The 17,684-nt window shown below is 45.5% G+C and carries 8 protein-coding genes; 7 read left to right on the top strand and 1 reads right to left on the bottom strand.

All coding sequences use genetic code 11. The features are described 5' to 3' along the window. Positions 1–5: 5 nt before the first annotated feature. A complete protein-coding gene (locus BQ7394_RS23585; protein ID WP_075559628.1) occupies positions 6–1,706 on the bottom strand; it encodes a SulP family inorganic anion transporter in 1,701 nt (566 codons plus the stop codon). A 305-nt stretch (positions 1,707–2,011) separates the two neighbouring features. Between BQ7394_RS23585 and rbr the strand changes: the two genes are divergently transcribed. The 7 genes from rbr to BQ7394_RS23550 all read left to right on the top strand — a co-directional run bounded on the left by rbr (position 2,012) and on the right by BQ7394_RS23550 (position 17,641). Beyond that, a complete protein-coding gene (gene rbr, locus BQ7394_RS23580) occupies positions 2,012–2,590 on the top strand; it encodes a rubrerythrin (protein WP_075559627.1) in 579 nt (192 codons plus the stop codon). Between the two features lie 147 nt (positions 2,591–2,737). Then, positions 2,738–3,631, top strand: coding sequence for an ABC transporter ATP-binding protein (locus tag BQ7394_RS23575; protein ID WP_075559626.1), 894 nt, complete (start codon positions 2,738–2,740; stop codon positions 3,629–3,631). Positions 3,632–3,652: 21 nt separating this feature from the next. Next, positions 3,653–6,967: a golvesin C-terminal-like domain-containing protein gene (locus tag BQ7394_RS23570; protein ID WP_075559625.1), complete on the top strand. Its 3,315-nt coding sequence runs from the start codon at positions 3,653–3,655 to the stop codon at positions 6,965–6,967. Between the two features lie 19 nt (positions 6,968–6,986). Beyond that, positions 6,987–8,483: a TolC family protein gene (locus BQ7394_RS23565; RefSeq protein WP_075559624.1), complete on the top strand. Its 1,497-nt coding sequence runs from the start codon at positions 6,987–6,989 to the stop codon at positions 8,481–8,483. 6 nt (positions 8,484–8,489) lie between these two features. Continuing rightward, entirely contained in the window at positions 8,490–9,551 is a 1,062-nt protein-coding gene (locus BQ7394_RS23560) for an efflux RND transporter periplasmic adaptor subunit (protein WP_075559623.1), read from the top strand. Positions 9,552–9,569: 18 nt separating this feature from the next. After that, a complete protein-coding gene (locus tag BQ7394_RS23555) occupies positions 9,570–12,749 on the top strand; it encodes an efflux RND transporter permease subunit (RefSeq protein ID WP_075559622.1) in 3,180 nt (1,059 codons plus the stop codon). Between the two features lie 179 nt (positions 12,750–12,928). After that, positions 12,929–17,641: an efflux RND transporter permease subunit gene (locus BQ7394_RS23550; RefSeq protein ID WP_075559621.1), complete on the top strand. Its 4,713-nt coding sequence runs from the start codon at positions 12,929–12,931 to the stop codon at positions 17,639–17,641. The last annotated feature ends 43 nt before the right edge of the window (positions 17,642–17,684 follow it).

Genomic DNA, 17,684 nt, shown 5'->3' with positions numbered 1-17,684 from the left:
AGTGTTTATTCTTTCTCTTCAGCAGGTTTTGATGCCACAACCTCTTCTGCCTTCTTCACCGCCTCGTTTATGTTTGAACATATATTATATGCACCGATCTTTTGATCGAAGCCGGATTTGATCAATACGCGACGTACATCATCGTTTACTCCTGAAAGGATCATGTGTATATTTTCGGCTTTCGATAAACGGAACAAACTTTCCAGGTTATGCAGACCAGTCGAATCCATGAACGGGACTTTACGCATACGAATGATACGTACTTTAGGTTTATCGCCGATGATTTTCATCACATCATCAAATTTGTTCGCTATACCGAAGAAGAACGGACCGTCGATTTCATAAACTTCAACTCCCTTCGGCAAAAACAATACTTCTTCATCATGGCGTATCTCCCCGTCATCGGACAGGTTGATTTCGTCTTTGGTTACTGAAACGCGAGTTGTTTCTGCTACACGATGCATAAACAGGAACATGGCGATCAATAAACCGATCTCGATGGCAATGGTCAAGTCGAAGATAACGGTTAGGAAAAAAGTAACCAGTAGTACGGAAACATCGCTTTTCGGGTTCTTCATCAATGAACGGAACGTGCGCCATTCGCTCATGTTATAAGATACGATAATCAATACACCTGCCAGGCAAGCCATTGGGATATGTTTGGTCAATGGTCCCAGAAACAGTAAGATCAACAACAGTACAATAGCATGGATTATACCGGCTACCGGCGTACGACCACCGTTATTGATATTGGTCATTGTACGGGCGATAGCTCCGGTTACTGGGATACCTCCGAAAATAGGAACGATAATATTGGCAGCTCCTTGTGCAATTAGTTCAGTATTTGAATTATGTTTATCCCCGGTCACACCATCGGCCACTGTGGCAGAAAGAAGCGACTCTATCGCACCCAGCATGGCAATGGTAAATGCTGAGGGAAGCAATAGGTTGATTGTTTCCATATTGAAAGAAATGGCTTCCGGTTGCGGGAGGGAAGCATTAATGGTAAAACGGTCGCCGATCGTTTCTATGCCTGTTATACCTAGCTGATTTCTCATGATATAGACAATGACTGTCATCACAATAATGGCAATCAATGAACCCGGGATTTTCTTGGAAAACCTGGGTGAGACGGCAATTATAACAATGCTGATAATTCCAATCACGAACGACCAGGGATTGATCGTATGGAAATGTTCGAAGTAAGCAATCCATTTCGATATGAAATCGGCCGGAACCTTTTCCATTGTCAGCCCGAACAGATCCTTCATCTGTGTTGTGAAAATGGTCAACGCAATACCGCTGGTAAAGCCGACAACAATCGGATAAGGTATAAATTTGATAACTGTCCCCAGTTTTAAAGCTCCCATTATTACCAATATAATTCCGGCAATCACCGTAGCTATAGCCAATCCTTCGATACCGAAATTTTGTATAATTCCGTATACGATAACGATGAAAGCTCCGGTTGGACCACCGATCTGTACGGAACTTCCTCCCAGAAAAGATACGATAAATCCACCGATAATAGCTGTGATCAATCCTTTTTCCGGACTAACCCCTGAAGCAATACCGAAAGCAATGGCCAGTGGAAGGGCAACAATACCCACAATGATCCCTGCCATCAGATCGCTCATGAATTTTTCTTTGGAGTAATTTTTCAGCGCCGATATAAGTTTGGGCTGAAAATCAATTTTGCTTTTCATCTTTCTGCCTACTATGTTAAATTTTGATGCAAAGATACAATAATATTTATCGAAAGTGTATATAATAGGGTATTTTGCAATGTCGACATTTCAAAAAAGCTAAATTTGAGTTGGGTTTTATGCAAAATCGGTTACATTATTCTAAAAGCTATCGGTAAATACTATCGGATGATAGATATAGTTTATAATCCGATAGATATATTTTAAGTAAATGAATGAATTAAATTATTAAACAATTTCATAACTTTGAGAGTTATTTGAATAGGGCGATTAGACAAACTCATTTTATATTACATATTAGCATTATGGAAAAAAGTATTAAAGGTACACGTACAGAACAGAATCTGTTGAAATCATTTGCCGGAGAATCTCAGGCAAGAAGTCGTTACACATTTTTTGCAAGCGTAGCTAAAAAAGAAGGCTACGAACAGATTGCAGGTGTATTCATGGAAACAGCTGAACAGGAAAAAGAACATGCAAAGCGTTTCTTTAAATTCCTGGAAGGTGGCATGGTTGAGATCACAGCTTCTTATCCTGCCGGTGTAATCGGCACAACAATGGAAAACCTGGCAGAAGCTGCTGCCGGCGAAAACGAAGAGTGGGCTGAACTATATCCTGCATTTGCCGATATCGCAGAAGAAGAAGGTTTCAAACAAATCGCTGTTGCTTTCAGAATGATTGCAAAGGTTGAAGCTGAACACGAAAGACGTTATCGTAAGTTGTTGGCAAACCTGACTGAAGGTAAAGTATTTGAAAAAGACGAAGCTATCTTCTGGCAGTGTCGCAACTGTGGTTTCGTGATCGAAGCAAAGAAAGCTCCGATGAAGTGTCCGGCATGCGAACACCCGCAGGCATTCTTCGAGCCGATGAAGCAAAATTATTAAAAAATTTCCTTATCAGGATTTAATTTAGGACGTTCCCAACTAATATATTTTGGTTGGGAACGTTTTTTATTTGTAGTGATGTGAATAAAATATATCTTTACCAACGTATTACGACTTAATTCTAACTTTTCGTGAACCTTGGACTGAATGAGTATATCGATAAAGAACCTTAATAAGGTATATCCGAACGGAAACCATGCATTGAAAGATGTGAATCTGGAGATACCGACAGGAATGTTCGGACTGTTGGGGCCGAATGGTGCCGGAAAGTCTACATTGATGCGTATCCTGGTTGCTTTGATGGAGCCGACTTCCGGTCAAGTGGATATCTGTGGCTATGATCTGCTCAGGCAGCGCAAAGAGATCAGAGGCATATTAGGTTATCTTCCACAGGACTTCCGTTTCTTCGCAAAGTACAAAACACATGAGTTTCTGGATTATGCCGCCCGTCTGTCGGGTATGACTAACAGTAAACAAAGAAAGCAGGCTGTAGATGCTATGCTCGAAAATGTAGGTTTGTTCGATGTACGCGAACGATATGCAAATAAACTATCGGGTGGTATGAAGCGGCGTTTGGGGATTGCCCAGGCATTGATCCATCATCCGAAAGTGATCATTGTGGATGAGCCGACCACCGGACTCGATCCAGAGGAACGTATCCGTTTCCGTAACCTGCTATCGGAAGTAAGTGAGAATGACGTAACGATCATCCTTTCTACCCATATCGTGGGAGACATATCCAGTACTTGTAATTGTATGGCGCTAATGAACAAAGGACAGGTTTCTTTTTACGGTTCGCCGCAGGATATGCTGAAACAGGCAGAAGGAAAAGTCTGGCGTATAAAAGTAACGAGCGACCGACTGCACGAGGTAGATAAGAAATACCCCGTAATTTCGACTATTCCTTCCGGCTCCGGTTGGGAAGTGCAGGTTGTGGCTGATGAGATCATAGGATATGAAGCTGAATCGTATCCTCCCAATCTGGAACATGCTTATGTGTATTATATGGAGAATAAATTGAACCTCTGGACTAACGATTAATAACCTTTTAATTGACCCTCTATGTCGTTTATCAACAATATACAATCGGTAGCAAAATACGAAAGTAAAATTCTGATCCGGAGCTGGTTCTTTAAAGTGTTTACCATACTGGCCATTCTGATACTCGGATTTTTTGATTTTGCCATGCTGATCATGGAAGACTCCGGTGGTTTTTGGCTGGTGAAGGCAATACCGGCCAATCTCCCTTACCTGAACCTGCTCTTATTAAATACCGGCCAAGCGGTGATCTGTATATTTCTTTCTTCGGAATTCCTGAAGAGGGATAAGAAACTCGATACTTCGGAGGTGTTCTATGTCCGTCCGTTAAGCAATGCCGAATACGTGATCGGTAAGATATGGGGAAACCTGCGTGTTTTTCTGATTCTTAACCTGATCATCATGGGAATAGCTTTGCTGTTTAACTTTATGACTTCAGGAATGGCGGTAGACTGGATGGCGTATATTCTTTATTTCTTGTTGATAAGTATTCCGACGTTGGTCTTTATCATAGGGCTATCCATTTTCCTGATGCTGGTATTGAAGAATCAGGCACTTACCTTTATTATCCTGTTGGGATATATCGGCCTGACAATCTTTTATATTAGTGATAAATTCTATTACTTATTCGATTATATGGCTTACAGCCTGCCGTTAGTAAAATCGACGATCGTCGGTTTCACCAATTGGGAGACAGTATTGAACCATCGGGCGATCTATTTTTTTGCCGGCCTGGCCTTTATCTTCTTTACAATCTTTTTGTTCAGACGTCTGCCTAATTCTTCACGCAGCAATTATCCGTGGTTGTTTCTTTCTTTTTGTATGCTGTCGATCAGTGGAGCTGCCGGCTATAAACATGTACATTCCATATTGGTGGAGAGCGATATGCGTGCATTGTATACCGCTATCAATAATAAATATGTGCATACCCCTAAAATGATTATAGACCGGTATGATATTTCATTTGAGCAACTACCCGAAACATTCTTTTCGGAAGTGACGATGAAAGGAACGGTATTGGAACCTGCTTCTGTCTTTACTTTTTGTCTGAATCCGGGTTTGCAAGTGCAGGAAATAACACGGGAAGGAAAGAAACTGGATTTTGAGCGGGATAACCAGATCCTGTTAGTCGATTTCGGAGAAAAGATCGTTCCTTCCGATACGGTTACTTTCTCTGTAAAATATGGTGGAAGAATAAACAGCCGGTTTTGCTATCTGGATATTCCGGCCGAGGTATTACAACAGGAATATAAGAATTTCCTGTTCAATATAGATAAACAGTATGTGTTCCAGACACCGGATTATGTATTGTTTACTCCCGAAACATATTGGTATCCTCGTCCCGGTACGGCTTACAGTGATCTTAGTTCTGATTGGCAACAGACTTATTTCAGTAAGTTCGGATTGCAGATAAAACCGCTTCCCGGCTTGGTTCCTTTATCGCAGGGAGAAAGTGTGAAAGCGGAAGACGGTAACTATTCTTTTGCCGCGGAATATCCGGCACAGACGGTTTCGTTGATTATCGGTAAATATAAACAACAAACCCTGGAGTCTGACAGTACCTTATATAGTATCTGGCATATTGAAGGGAATGATTATTATACGGCTACTTTTGATTCGATTCGCGATACGATCCCTTCTTTTATTCATAATATCAGGGAGAATCTGGAGCGTACTTACAAACTCTCTTATCCGTTCAAACGTTTTTCTGTTGTAGAGGTTCCCGTGCAGTTTTCTACCTATCCCCGTGCTTGGTCGCAGGCCCAGGAGGCTGTACAGCCGGAAATGGTTCTTTTTCCGGAAAAAGGTTGTGTATTCGGGCAGTTGGATGTCGATAGGGCCTGGAGGAACCAGCTTAAATGGTCAAAAAGGGGAGGTCGTGAAATTACCGAAGAAGAAGCAAAGATACGGGCATTGAATAATTTTCTTTGGATATTTACCCGGATGGAAGGGAATTATAACTTCTCATCCAGTGGTCGTGGAAATTATAATATCTCGTCACAAGCAAACCCCTATTTCCTGTTTCCACAGTTATATAATTTCCGGTATAATATATTTTCTCCTGAATGGCCGATAGCGAATACGGCTATTGAACTGTACTTGCAAAAGAAGTCGGATAACTCGGGTTGGGAACGCGATATCAATGGCATCAGTAATAATGAGAAGGCAAGCCTGCTGATGGAGAAACAGACTTTTAAAGAACTTCTTACGGATGTGGAATATCGTGACCTATTGAATAATATCATTGGTCTGAAGACATACCGATTGTTTGCCGTGCCCGAAATCAATATCGGGGTGGATGCTTTTAGGGATTCTCTTTATACATTACTGGAACGGAATACTTTCCGGAATATCCAGTTCGAAAACTTATTGGATACGCTGGGGCAGGTGAGCCATGCAGATATTCGCTCAGGATTTTCCGAGTGGGAACGTCCTACGCCTCTTCCTTATTATAGTGCTGAACGGTTTGAGGTAACTAAAGTAGTAAATAGAGGGGAGGAGAATTTTGTGTTGAAAGTACAGATAAGTAATAATTCGGATTATGAAGGTATCGTACATCTGGAAATACAGGGGGTACAACGAGGCGGTCAGAATCCGGATCCGCGTGCTAACCGTAAAATCGTATTGGAACCGCATCAGACGAAATTGCTGGTATCCGTATGGGAGAATGCTCCGCGGTATGTAACGGTCAACACTATGATCTCCGGGAACTTGCCGAGTGTGATCAGTCAGCAGATAGGAAATATAAAAGAAGAAAGAAGACGCGATGTGGATATCGAAGGTGATTTTATCATTTCCGGTTCTTCACGTGAAAATACAGATGAAATCATTGTCGATAACGAGGATGATTCTCTATTCGTCCTATCTGAACCGGATGTAGTGGGATTACTTCCTAAATGGTTGGATAAAGTGGAAGATACCTCCTTTAAATATTCCGGTGTTTCCGACTGGCGTCCGCCGTTGCAATGGACGGCTACAACCAATAACAACTATTACGGTAAATACATCCGCTCTGCTTATGTGATAAAAAGCGGTAATGGAAGTCAGACAGCTACCTGGAAAGTCCCTATACCTGCTGAAGGACAATATGATCTCTATTATTATGTGAGCAAAAGCAATGAATTGCGATATAATGACCGGGTAGAAGGTGAATATCATTTCAAGGTAAGACAGGGAGAGGAACCGGAAGATGCCTATATCAATCTGAGGAGATCCAATGAAGGCTGGGAGCAGCTGGGTGTTTATTATTTCACGGCCGATACGGCTTATATCACCCTGACAAACGAGTGTAAACTAAAAAGTGTAGCGGCGGATGCCGTTAAACTGGTCAAACGATAATAATTAATATAATCTTAATATGCAAAGAGAGTTACTATTGATGAAAAAGATGATCCTGGCTATTGTAGTCCTGTTGGGAGTGCCGTTGGCAGCTCGCGGGCAACTGTCTCTGACCATAGAGAAAGCGTTGGATATAGCGGAAGAGAATAGTCCGACTCTGCGTCGTTCGCACATGAATCTGGAACGGTATCAGGAAACATTGGTAGCACAGCGGGCTTCCCTTAAATCGAAGTTCTCACTGAACCTGAATCCGGTGGATTACAACAAAAATCGCCGGTTCGATAACCGTCTGTCGCAGTGGTACACCAACGAGACATTCAGTTCGAGCGGTACATTCCGGGTAGACCAGCCTATTTTGTGGACAGATGGTGAAATCTCTTTGATAAATACGTTTGGCTGGCAGGATAATAACTCGGATGTGGAGGGATCGAAGAACAGCAATAAGGCATTTAACAATAACCTGTACCTGCAACTTTCCCAACCCATCTTCACTTATAACAAACGGAAGATGGAGTTGAAGCAGATCGAATACGACTATGAGAATGCCAATATCAGTTATGCCTTGCAACGCTTGAATACCGAGAAGGATATAACGAACCAGTTTTATAATGTTTACATGGCACAAAGTCAGTTAGCCATCACCCGTGAGGAACTGGTGAATGCCCAGCAAAGTTATGACATCATCCGAAATAAAGTGGAAGCCGACCTGGCGGCAAAGGACGAACTCTTTCAAGCGGAACTCAACCTGGCTACAGCCCGTTCTTCGGTGGAGGAACAACAGGTGTCGCTTGAAAACGCAAAAGATAAATTGAAGCAAACCCTGGGTATGAACCTGAATGAAGACCTGATGGTATTTGCCGAAATAGACATCAAACCGATCGATGTAAATCTGCAACAAGCTATTTCACACGGGCTGGAATCGCGCCTGGAACTTCGCCAGCGTGAGATAGAGAGTGATGAACTGGGGTTTGAAATGATTAAAACGAAGGCGCTGAACGAGTTCAAAGGTGATATTGCCGTTTCTTTCGGTCTGATCGGTGATAACCGTAACCTGAAGAATATCTATGATAATCCGACACAGAACCCACGTGTTGCGATCAGCTTCTCTGTTCCCATCTTCGACTGGGGAGAAAAGAAAGCCCGCGTTCGTGCACAGAAAGTAGCACAGAAGATCAATGAACTCGATTTTCATGAAGACAAGGTAGACATCGAATTGAATATCCGTCAGGTATGGCGTAGTTTGGAGAACCTGCGTACACAGATAAAGATTGCCGAACAAAACGTAACGAATGCCCAGCTGACTTATGATCTGAACCTGACCCGCTACCGGGAAGGGGATCTGACTGGTATGGAAATGAGCCAGTTCCAGACACAGCTCTCTAATAAGAAGATCTCTTATACACAAGCCCTTATCAACTACAAGATTGAGTTGTTGAATCTTAAGATACTCTCGTTGTACGACTTCGAGCAGAATACGCCTATCGTTCCTATGAAAGACCTAATATCAGAAAAATAATCAGTCATGAAACAATATAGTCATACCCTTGCTACTCTTTTATTTGTAGCTGTAATAACTACCGGTTGTAACAATCAGCCGCAGAATGCTCCCAGTGATATTGCCACACCGGTTTCTGTAACAGAACTGAAAAAAGGCTCTATCAGCAAGCTGATCAATACGACCGGCACGGCACAACCAACCTATGGCGTAGACCTCAACTCTGAAATGAGCGGTCTTTACAAACTTCAGACCAACCCGAAGACAGGTAAGCTTTTCAAACTGGGCGATCTTGTTTCCAAAGGGCAGCTGATTATCCGCCTGGAGGATAAAGAATATGAGAACGGCATTGCCATCGATGCCAAAGAACTTAGTCTGGAAATAGCCGAGCAGGAACAAAACAAACAAAAAGCACTGTATGAAAAAGGCGGAGTAACACTCAGCGAAATGCGTAACACCGAAGTAAAGGTGACGAATGCCCGTTACGATCTGGAGAATGCAAAACTCAATCTGGAAAAGATGAACGTAAAGGCTCCTTTCGACGGTGTGATCGTCAACCTTCCTCATTATACGGCGGATGTGCGGGTGGAACAGGGCAAGCCGATGGTCGGAATAATGGACTATGCCCGGATGTATATGGACGTCAACCTGCCGGAAAGTGCTATCAGCTATGTGAAGGCGGATCAGCCGGTATATATCACTCATTACACATTGCCGGAAGATACGCTGAAAGCGGTGATCAGTGAACTGTCTCCGGCTATCAGTACAGAGACACGTACTTTTAAAGGTAAGGTACTGATCCAGAATAACGATTTGAAACTGCGTCCCGGAATGTTTGTCAAGGCAGATATCGTGGTAGATCGTGCCGACAGTGCTATTATCATTCCGAAAGATGTGGTACAGTCCAACCGTCGCCGCAAATATGTATTTATTGTGGATAAGAATACGGCTATTCTGCGGAATATCCGTACAGGGTTGGAAGATGAAAACAATATCGAAGTTCTGGAAGGGCTTCGGGAGAATGATAACCTCGTTGTCAAAGGCTTCGAGACGCTGAAGGAGAATAGCAAAGTGAAAGTACAAAAATAGTGACCGATACATTATATTATGAAGAATATCGTCAAATTTGCGGTAAGTAATCCGGTTACTATCTGTATGGTTGTACTGGCTATCCTGTTATTGGGAAAGATTTCGTACGATCAGCTGAGTGTCGACTTGCTACCCGACCTGAATAACCCCCGGCTGTTTATCGAACTGAAGGCAGGCGAACGCCCACCGGAAGAGATCGAGAAACAGTTTGTAAAGAATATGGAGTCGATGGCGATCCGCCAAAGTGACGTTACACAGGTCTCGTCGGTGGTGAAGGCCGGTTCGGCCCGTATCACGGTAGAATATACCTGGACGAAAGATATGGATGAGGCTTTCCTCGACCTGCAGAAAGCCATGAACCCGTTTTCGCAGAATAAGGATATCACCGAATTGAAGATCACACAGCATGATCCCAACCAGTCGCCTGTCATCCTGATCGGTATGTCGCATCAGAATATTACGGATATGGCGGAACTCAGGAAGGTGGCCGAAAGCTATATCCGCAACGAGCTGATCCGGCTGGAAGGTGTGGCCGAAGTAACCCTGTCGGGGCAGGAGGAAAGTACATTGACCATCCAGACCGATCCCTATAAACTGGATGCTTTCGGATTGAAGATAGAAGATATTGCTTCCCGTATCGAAGCGAATAACCAAAGTATATCCGGAGGACGTGTCAGTGAATTGGGTTTGCAGTATCTGGTAAAGAGTTCGAGCCTGTTCGCTTCGGAGGAAGATTTTGAAAACCTGATTGTCAGTTATAAACCGATCAATAAGCAGGAAGCGGGGACGAATGCAAACACGTCTTCTACGGCTTCTGCGGAAACGACAGGGGATAAAGCCCCTCTTTTCCTCCGTGAAGTGGCTACAGTGAAGTTTGAAAATGCCCGTCCGGATAATATTGTCCGTATCAACGGGGAACGGAGTATCGGCTTGTCTGTTTATAAAGAGATGCGTTATAATACGGTGAAGGTGGTGGACGGTGTCGCCCGCCAGTTGGCCGTTATCGAGCAGGCATTGCCCGGTTATCATTTTAAGGTGATAAGTAATCAGGGGACGTTTATCAAGAACGCGATAGGTGAAGTAAAGGACAGTGCCGTATTGGGGATCATTCTGGCGGTGGTTATCCTGTTCGTCTTCTTGCGTCGTTTCGGGACGACATTGATTGTCAGTATGGCTATTCCTATTTCGATTGTGGCGACATTCAATCTGATGTTCTTTAATGGACTTACACTAAATATAATGACGTTGGGGGGACTGGCGCTTGGAGCGGGAATGCTGGTGGATAATGCGATTGTAGTGATCGAAAGTATCTTCCGGAACCAGGAGAAAGGCTTGTCTGTACGCGAAGCTGCTATCAAAGGGACGTCGGAGGTGGCGGGAGCGGTGATTGCTTCCACGTTGACTACGGTGGTGGTTTTTCTCCCGATCGTTTATCTGCACGGGGCTTCGGGCGAGTTGTTTAAGGATCAGGCCTGGACGGTGACGTTCTCGTTGGTATCTTCTTTGTTCGTGGCGATATTGGTGATACCGATGTTGTATGACCGGTTGATGAATCGCAAACGTAACACACCCCCTGCCCCCTCTCGAGAGGGGAAAGAGATACCATCGGACGCTAAGGAGACGTTGGGAGGGACGGGGCTTCAGATGGCGGGATACAGCCGTCTGTTACGTAGTTTGATCGGTCATCGCTGGATCGTTATTTCCACAGCTGTTTTGTTAATGGTGGTGACGGTTCTTCTGATCCCGTTTATCGGGACAGAGTTTATGCCGCGTATGGAAAGTAAAGCGTTTACCGTTGTGGTGAAGATGCCGGAAGGAACCCGTCTGGAACGGACATCGTCGGCTGTAGGAAACCTGGAGGAGATGCTTTATACTATCTCGGGTGATTCATTATTGACGGTCTACAGCCATATAGGCGAAGGCAGTGGTTCCGAGAACGCTATCTTCGAAGGGGAGAATACGGCTATGATGAAGGTTATTCTTTCACCGGAATGCAATGTATCACCAGAAGCCGTTATCGAACAGTTCGTCCGTACGGCAGAAAATCCCGATGGCCTTGAACTGACTATCAAGCAGGAAGAAAACTCCCTGAGCTCCCTATTGGGTAGCGAAGGCGCTCCTATCGTAGTAGAAGTAAAAGGAGAGGAACTGGATGAAATAGCCGATATTACCGAAGAGGTAAAGGCCCGTATGCAGGGCGTAAGCGGATTATACAATATCGTTTCTTCCATCGAAGACGGTGCCCCGGAAATAACTATTTCCATTAACCGTACGATGGCGGGTATTAACAACCTGAGTGTACAGACCGTTATCGAACAACTCAAGCAACAGCTGGGCGGTAAGGATGCGGGGAAGATGGAATACCGTGGCGAGATGCGTGATATCGTCATTAAGACGCCCGATATTCCTCTCGGTGCGTTGGGCGACCTGGTGATAAAGAACGGGGAACAGGAATTCCGCCTGCGGGAGATCGCTACCTTCGACGAGTCGCAGGCCCCGAAAGAAATATACCGCCGTAACCAGAACCGCATCAGCCGGGTGATGGCGAACATGGATGCCGGTAAATCGCTGGACAAAGTAGCGGAAGACATCCGCCAGACGGTAAAAAGCATTGAACTTCCTGCCAATTATTCCATCACCGTGACGGGAGAGGAGGAAAAACGGCAGGAATCGATGAACAGCCTGTTGTTTGCCCTTGCCTTGTCCGTTATTCTGGTTTATATGGTGTTGGCTTCCCAGTTCGAATCGTTGTTGCATCCCTTCACGATCCTGTTGACCATTCCGTTGGCAGTGGTAGGAGCCATCCTGCTTTTCTTCATCACCGGAACAACCATTAATATGATGGGTGTGATCGGTATCGTGATGCTGGTGGGTATCGCTGTAAACAATTCGATCATTCTGGTAGACCGTATCAATCAGTTGAAAGCCGACGGTGCCCCGCTGACCGATGCTATCGTACAGGCCGGGCAGCAACGTATCCGCCCGATCATCATGACGACGTTGACAACTATCCTGGCGCTGCTCCCGATGACGTTCAGCTTCGGGGAAGGTGCTTCGCTACGTTCACCGATGGCCATTGCCGTGATCGGAGGGTTGCTGACGTCCACTTTGATGAGTTTGATGGTCATTCCGTGCGTTTATTATATTTTGGAGAAGATGAAAAGAGGTCAGAACCTTCTGAAAACTCCAAATGAATGAAAAAACAGGATCAGAAGGCTCTGAAAAGATTTTTCCGGTGAAAAAACAAAATCAGAAGGTTCTGAAAAGACTTTTTCGATGAAAAAACAAAATCAGAACTGTCTGAAAATATAAAAACGAAGAAAAGAGGATTTCAGAACCTTCTGAAAGTCTCCGGACATCGAAAAAATGAGAGAAGCATGAATTTTTTACTACATAGAAGAATAACGATCTCGATGCTGTTTATAGCACTGACTCTATTGGGTTATGTGTCGTACCGACAGCTTCCGGTGGAGTTATTGCCTAATGCCGAATTGCCGATGCTTTTTGTCCAGGTCTCTTCCGGCCAGGATATGGATCCTTCGTATGTGGAATCGGAGGTGATTATCCCGTTGGAAGGCGCCATCAGTTCGATCGGCGGGGTGGATAAGATACAATCGAATATCGACAGCCGGCAGTCCAGCATACAGGTGGACTTTAAGAACACGGTCAACTTCAAGATCACCTCCCTGCGCCTGCAGGAGAAGATCAATGAGGTGGCGGCCACCTTCCCCGAGGGCTTCACGGTGCAATTGCAGAAGGTGGATGTTTCGCAGATGGCCAATAACTTTATGGTGCTCCAGGTGCGCGGCTCGGGTGGTATCGACCGTGTACGTAATATCGTGGATAAGGAGATCCGCTCCGACCTGGAGAATATCGACGGGGTTGCCTCCGTCAATATCTACGGTGGGAGAGAGAAAGCCATCGAGATACGCCTCAACCCGGAGGCATGTAAAGCGCTCGATCTTACTCCTTCGAAAATCAGCTCGTTATTGACACAGAATACGCAGGATAAGGCTTTCGTAGGGTTTGTCGATGAGCCCGACAGCAAGTATTTTATCCATGTCAATTCGCTTTATACCCAGGTGGGTGATCTCGAGAATATTGTTGTGGCTCCCGGCCCCGTCCTGTTGAAAGATGTCGGAACCGTTTTCTTCGACCTGAAAGAAGAAACCTCTTTCAGCCGTGTGAATGGGAAAGATGCTGTCTCGGTTGCCCTGATGAACGACTCGCAGGCCAACCTGATCGACCTGTCGCGCCGGGCTACCGAAGCCATCGAGAAACTGAACCGGAAGTTGGAATATCTCGACGTGGAAGTGGTGGTACAGGAGAATACGGCCGAGACGATGGAGAATAATATCAACCAAATTATCAACCTGGCGCTCGTAGGAGGCCTATTGGCCGTATTGATCCTCTGGCTTTTCCTGAAGAACCTGCGGCTGGTGTTTTTTATCGCCCTTTCGATCCCGATCTCCGTCTATACGGCATTCAACTTCTTCTATGCTTTCGGGATAACGATAAACAGCCTGACATTGGTCGGTATGGCGTTGGCCATCGGAATGCTGCTCGATAACAGCGTGGTGGTGCTCGAGAACATCTACCGACTCTCCGCAATCGGTGTCACGCCCGAACGTTCCGTAACGCAGGGGACGCGGGAAGTTTGGCGCTCTATTGTGGCGGCAACGCTGACGACGGTAACAGTCTTTCTGCCCTTTGTCTTTTCCGATAGCTTTATGATCAAGTTGATCGGACATCATATCGGTGTTTCGATCATCTCCACGCTTACTATCTCGCTGTTCGTTGCCCTATTGTTTATCCCGATGGCGACTTACACCTTGCTGCGGAAGAAAAACGGACAAAGTGTATTCTACGAGAAAGTATCGATCGTACAACGTCCCGTCCAGATCTACCTGGTCTTCCTGAAAACCTGCATGCGTAACCCCGGTGTGGTGATATTCGGGGCGATCATCCTTTTGTTCGTCACCCTCATCCTCTCCATTACTCTGAATGTCCAGCAGATGAAAGATGTCGATTCCGACCGTTTCAACATCTATGCTACCATGCAAACGGGTAGCACGCTCGACAACACCGACAAGGTGGTAAAGGTAATGGAAGAACGGCTGGCAGACTTCCCGGAGAAACAAGACCTGATCTGCCGTATCCGTGAAACGGACGCCGTCCTTACTTTGGTATTGAAAGAGGATTATAAGAAGATCGGAAAACGTCAGATAGCCGATATCAAAGCCGATGTGCAATCGAAACTGGCCAATATACAAGGTGCCGAAATATCCGTGGGCGAAGCGATGGGCGGTGGTGGAGGAGGCGGTAGCTCCGCAATGAGTGGCCTGGGTAGCTTTATGCGCCTGTTGGGTATCGGCGACAACCGTGAACGCATTGTGATAAAAGGTTCCGACTTCGACGTTATGCAACTGGTAGCTGAAGACTTCCGTTATTATCTCGATGAACAGGAGTTTATCCGCAATTCCAATGTTTCCTACAACCGCCGTCAGCCGGAGATACGACTCGATTTCGATCCTATCTTGTTGACCTCGTATGATATATCCCGTGCCAATATCTCCGCCGGACTCACGGCACTCAATTCAGAGTTTTCTTCCGGCTCCTCATTCAAGATCGGGGAAGATACGTATGATATTATCATTCGCAACGATCTCCCCGAAGAGGAAACGGATGGTGAGGAATCAAAAAAGAAAGAAAAGACAGTCGACGACCTGCGTGTCGTGCAGATAGAAAATGCCGCCGGTGGCCTACATAACCTCCAGGATCTGGCTTCTATCAATTATGGGCGGGGACGATCACGTATTATGCGTGTCAACCAGGATAAGCAGATCGAGGTGTTCTATAACTTCTCTAAAGATGTGGAGTCGTCCAAAGACTTGCTGGAAGGTTATCGCTCGGATATCGACCGGTTGGTGGCAGGTTATAACCTTCCTGCCGGAGTAGCCGTAGAGGTCTTTCATGAAGAAGATGAGTTTGCTGATTTTAAGTTCCTTATCCTGGCAGCCTTTGTATTGATCTTTATGATCCTGGCCTCTGTGTTCGAATCGTTGGTGACACCTTTTGTCCTGCTCTTCTCTATTCCGCTGGCAGCTATCGGTTCCTTATTGGCCTTATTATTGACAAATAACAGCCTATTGAATGCCAATACCCTGACTGGATTCCTGATCTTGCTGGGAGTCGTGGTAAACAACGGTATTATCCTGATCGACTACTCCAATATCCTCCGCAAGCAAGGGTATCGCCGGAACCGGGCTTTGATGACAGCCGGTCTGTCACGTATCCGCCCGATCCTGATTACTTCGATCACTACGATCGTTGCCATGTTCCCGCTGGCGATGGGTGATTCGGAATATGCCGGAGCGATCGGTGCGCCGTTTGCCATTACGGTGATAGGAGGTTTGGCTTTCTCTGCCTTACTTACATTGATCCTGATTCCGACCGTTTGTATGGGGTTGGAGAATACGTTGCAATGGTATCGTAGTTTATCCCCTAAGATATGGATACTCCATTTTGTATTGTTTCTTCTGGGACTAGCCTGTATCTGGCTGTATGCCGATGGCATGTTGTGGCAGGCTATTTATCTGGTAATCCTTGTTTTCGGCATTCCCGGAGTGACTTATTTTGCACAGGCCAGTTTACGGCGGGCCCGCTCGAAAGTGATCGATCCCGGGGAGGAGATACATATCTCTGTTCGTAATCTGGTGAAGATATACGATTGGCCGGGGCGTATCAGTCGCCAGTGGAATAGCGGTCTGCATATCCGTAGGCATTTGGGATTGAGTAATGAATACCATTCCCTGAAGGATTTTGTGAATGTGATCTGGCAGTTCGGCATGTTGCTTTTCGGTCTCTATTTCACTTGGTTCTTTATCAGCAACAAGCTTTGGATATTCCTGTTGTCGTTTGCCATTTATGCAACGATCCTTTACCTGTGGCGGAAAGTCCGGGAATATCTCTACTTCCGTTTTGCGGAGAGTAAAGCTGTGAAGTATATAAACCGTATCATCTTTTGGAGTATCCCTCCGGTAATCCTGTTCGTTTTATTCCGGAAGATGGATAACCCCAACCTGGTGGGAGTAGTCGGGTTCTTATGGGCGTTCTGTATAGCTGTTTATATCTCTTCCCAATATCTGTATGAGAAAGAGGTCAATATAGAGCGTATCAAAGGACGTCTGGCCGGCCTGCGCCGTTCGTGGTTCCGCATGGTGAAAAGTATCCCGCTGATCGGGAAACAGCGGAAGCCGTTCAAGGCTTTGCGTGGAGTCTCTTTCGAGATCCGTACAGGAATGTTCGGTTTGCTGGGGCCCAACGGGGCTGGTAAATCCACCTTGATGCGTGTGATCTGTGGTATTCTGGAGCAGAGCTACGGAAGTATCTGGATCAATGGCCTGGATACCCGTATCTACCGCGAGGAATTGCAAAGCCTTATCGGATTCCTTCCACAAGAGTTCGGTACCTACGAGAATATGTCTTCCTGGGAATTTCTCGATTATCAGGCAATCTTAAAAGGTATTACAGATACCAAGGTGAAGAATGAACGCCTGGAATACGTCTTGAAAGCTGTCCATATGTATGAACGGAAGGACGACAAGATCGGATCTTTCTCGGGTGGTATGAAACAGCGTATCGGTATTGCCCTTATCCTGCTTCATTTGCCGCGTATCCTTGTGGTAGACGAACCTACGGCCGGGCTCGATCCGCGCGAACGTATCCGTTTCCGTAATCTGCTGGTCGAACTGAGCCGCGACCGTATCGTTATCTTCTCCACCCATATCATTGAAGATATATCCAGTTCCTGCAGCCAGGTGGTGGTGATCAATAAGGGTGATCTGAAGTATTTCGGTGACCCGATAAATATGGTGGATATGGCTGCCGGTAAGGTATGGCAGTTCCATATCGGGCGTGATGAATTCGAGAAAGTACTGGATAAGACAATGGTGATACATCATATCCAGGATGGTGATACGATCCAGGTACGCTATCTCTCCACCGTATCGCCTTATGAAGGTGCCGTACAGGTGGAGCCAAACCTGGAAGATGCTTATCTCTGTCTATTAAAGAATATGAACAATTAGTAACCTTTCCCCTCTCGAGAGGGGGTAGGGGGTGTGTAAATAT

Source organism: Parabacteroides timonensis, from assembly GCF_900128505.1.
Classification (GTDB): Bacteria; Bacteroidota; Bacteroidia; order Bacteroidales; family Tannerellaceae; genus Parabacteroides; species Parabacteroides timonensis.
Note: the sequence above shows the minus strand (reverse complement) of the source record. Positions and strands in the feature narration are given on the sequence as shown.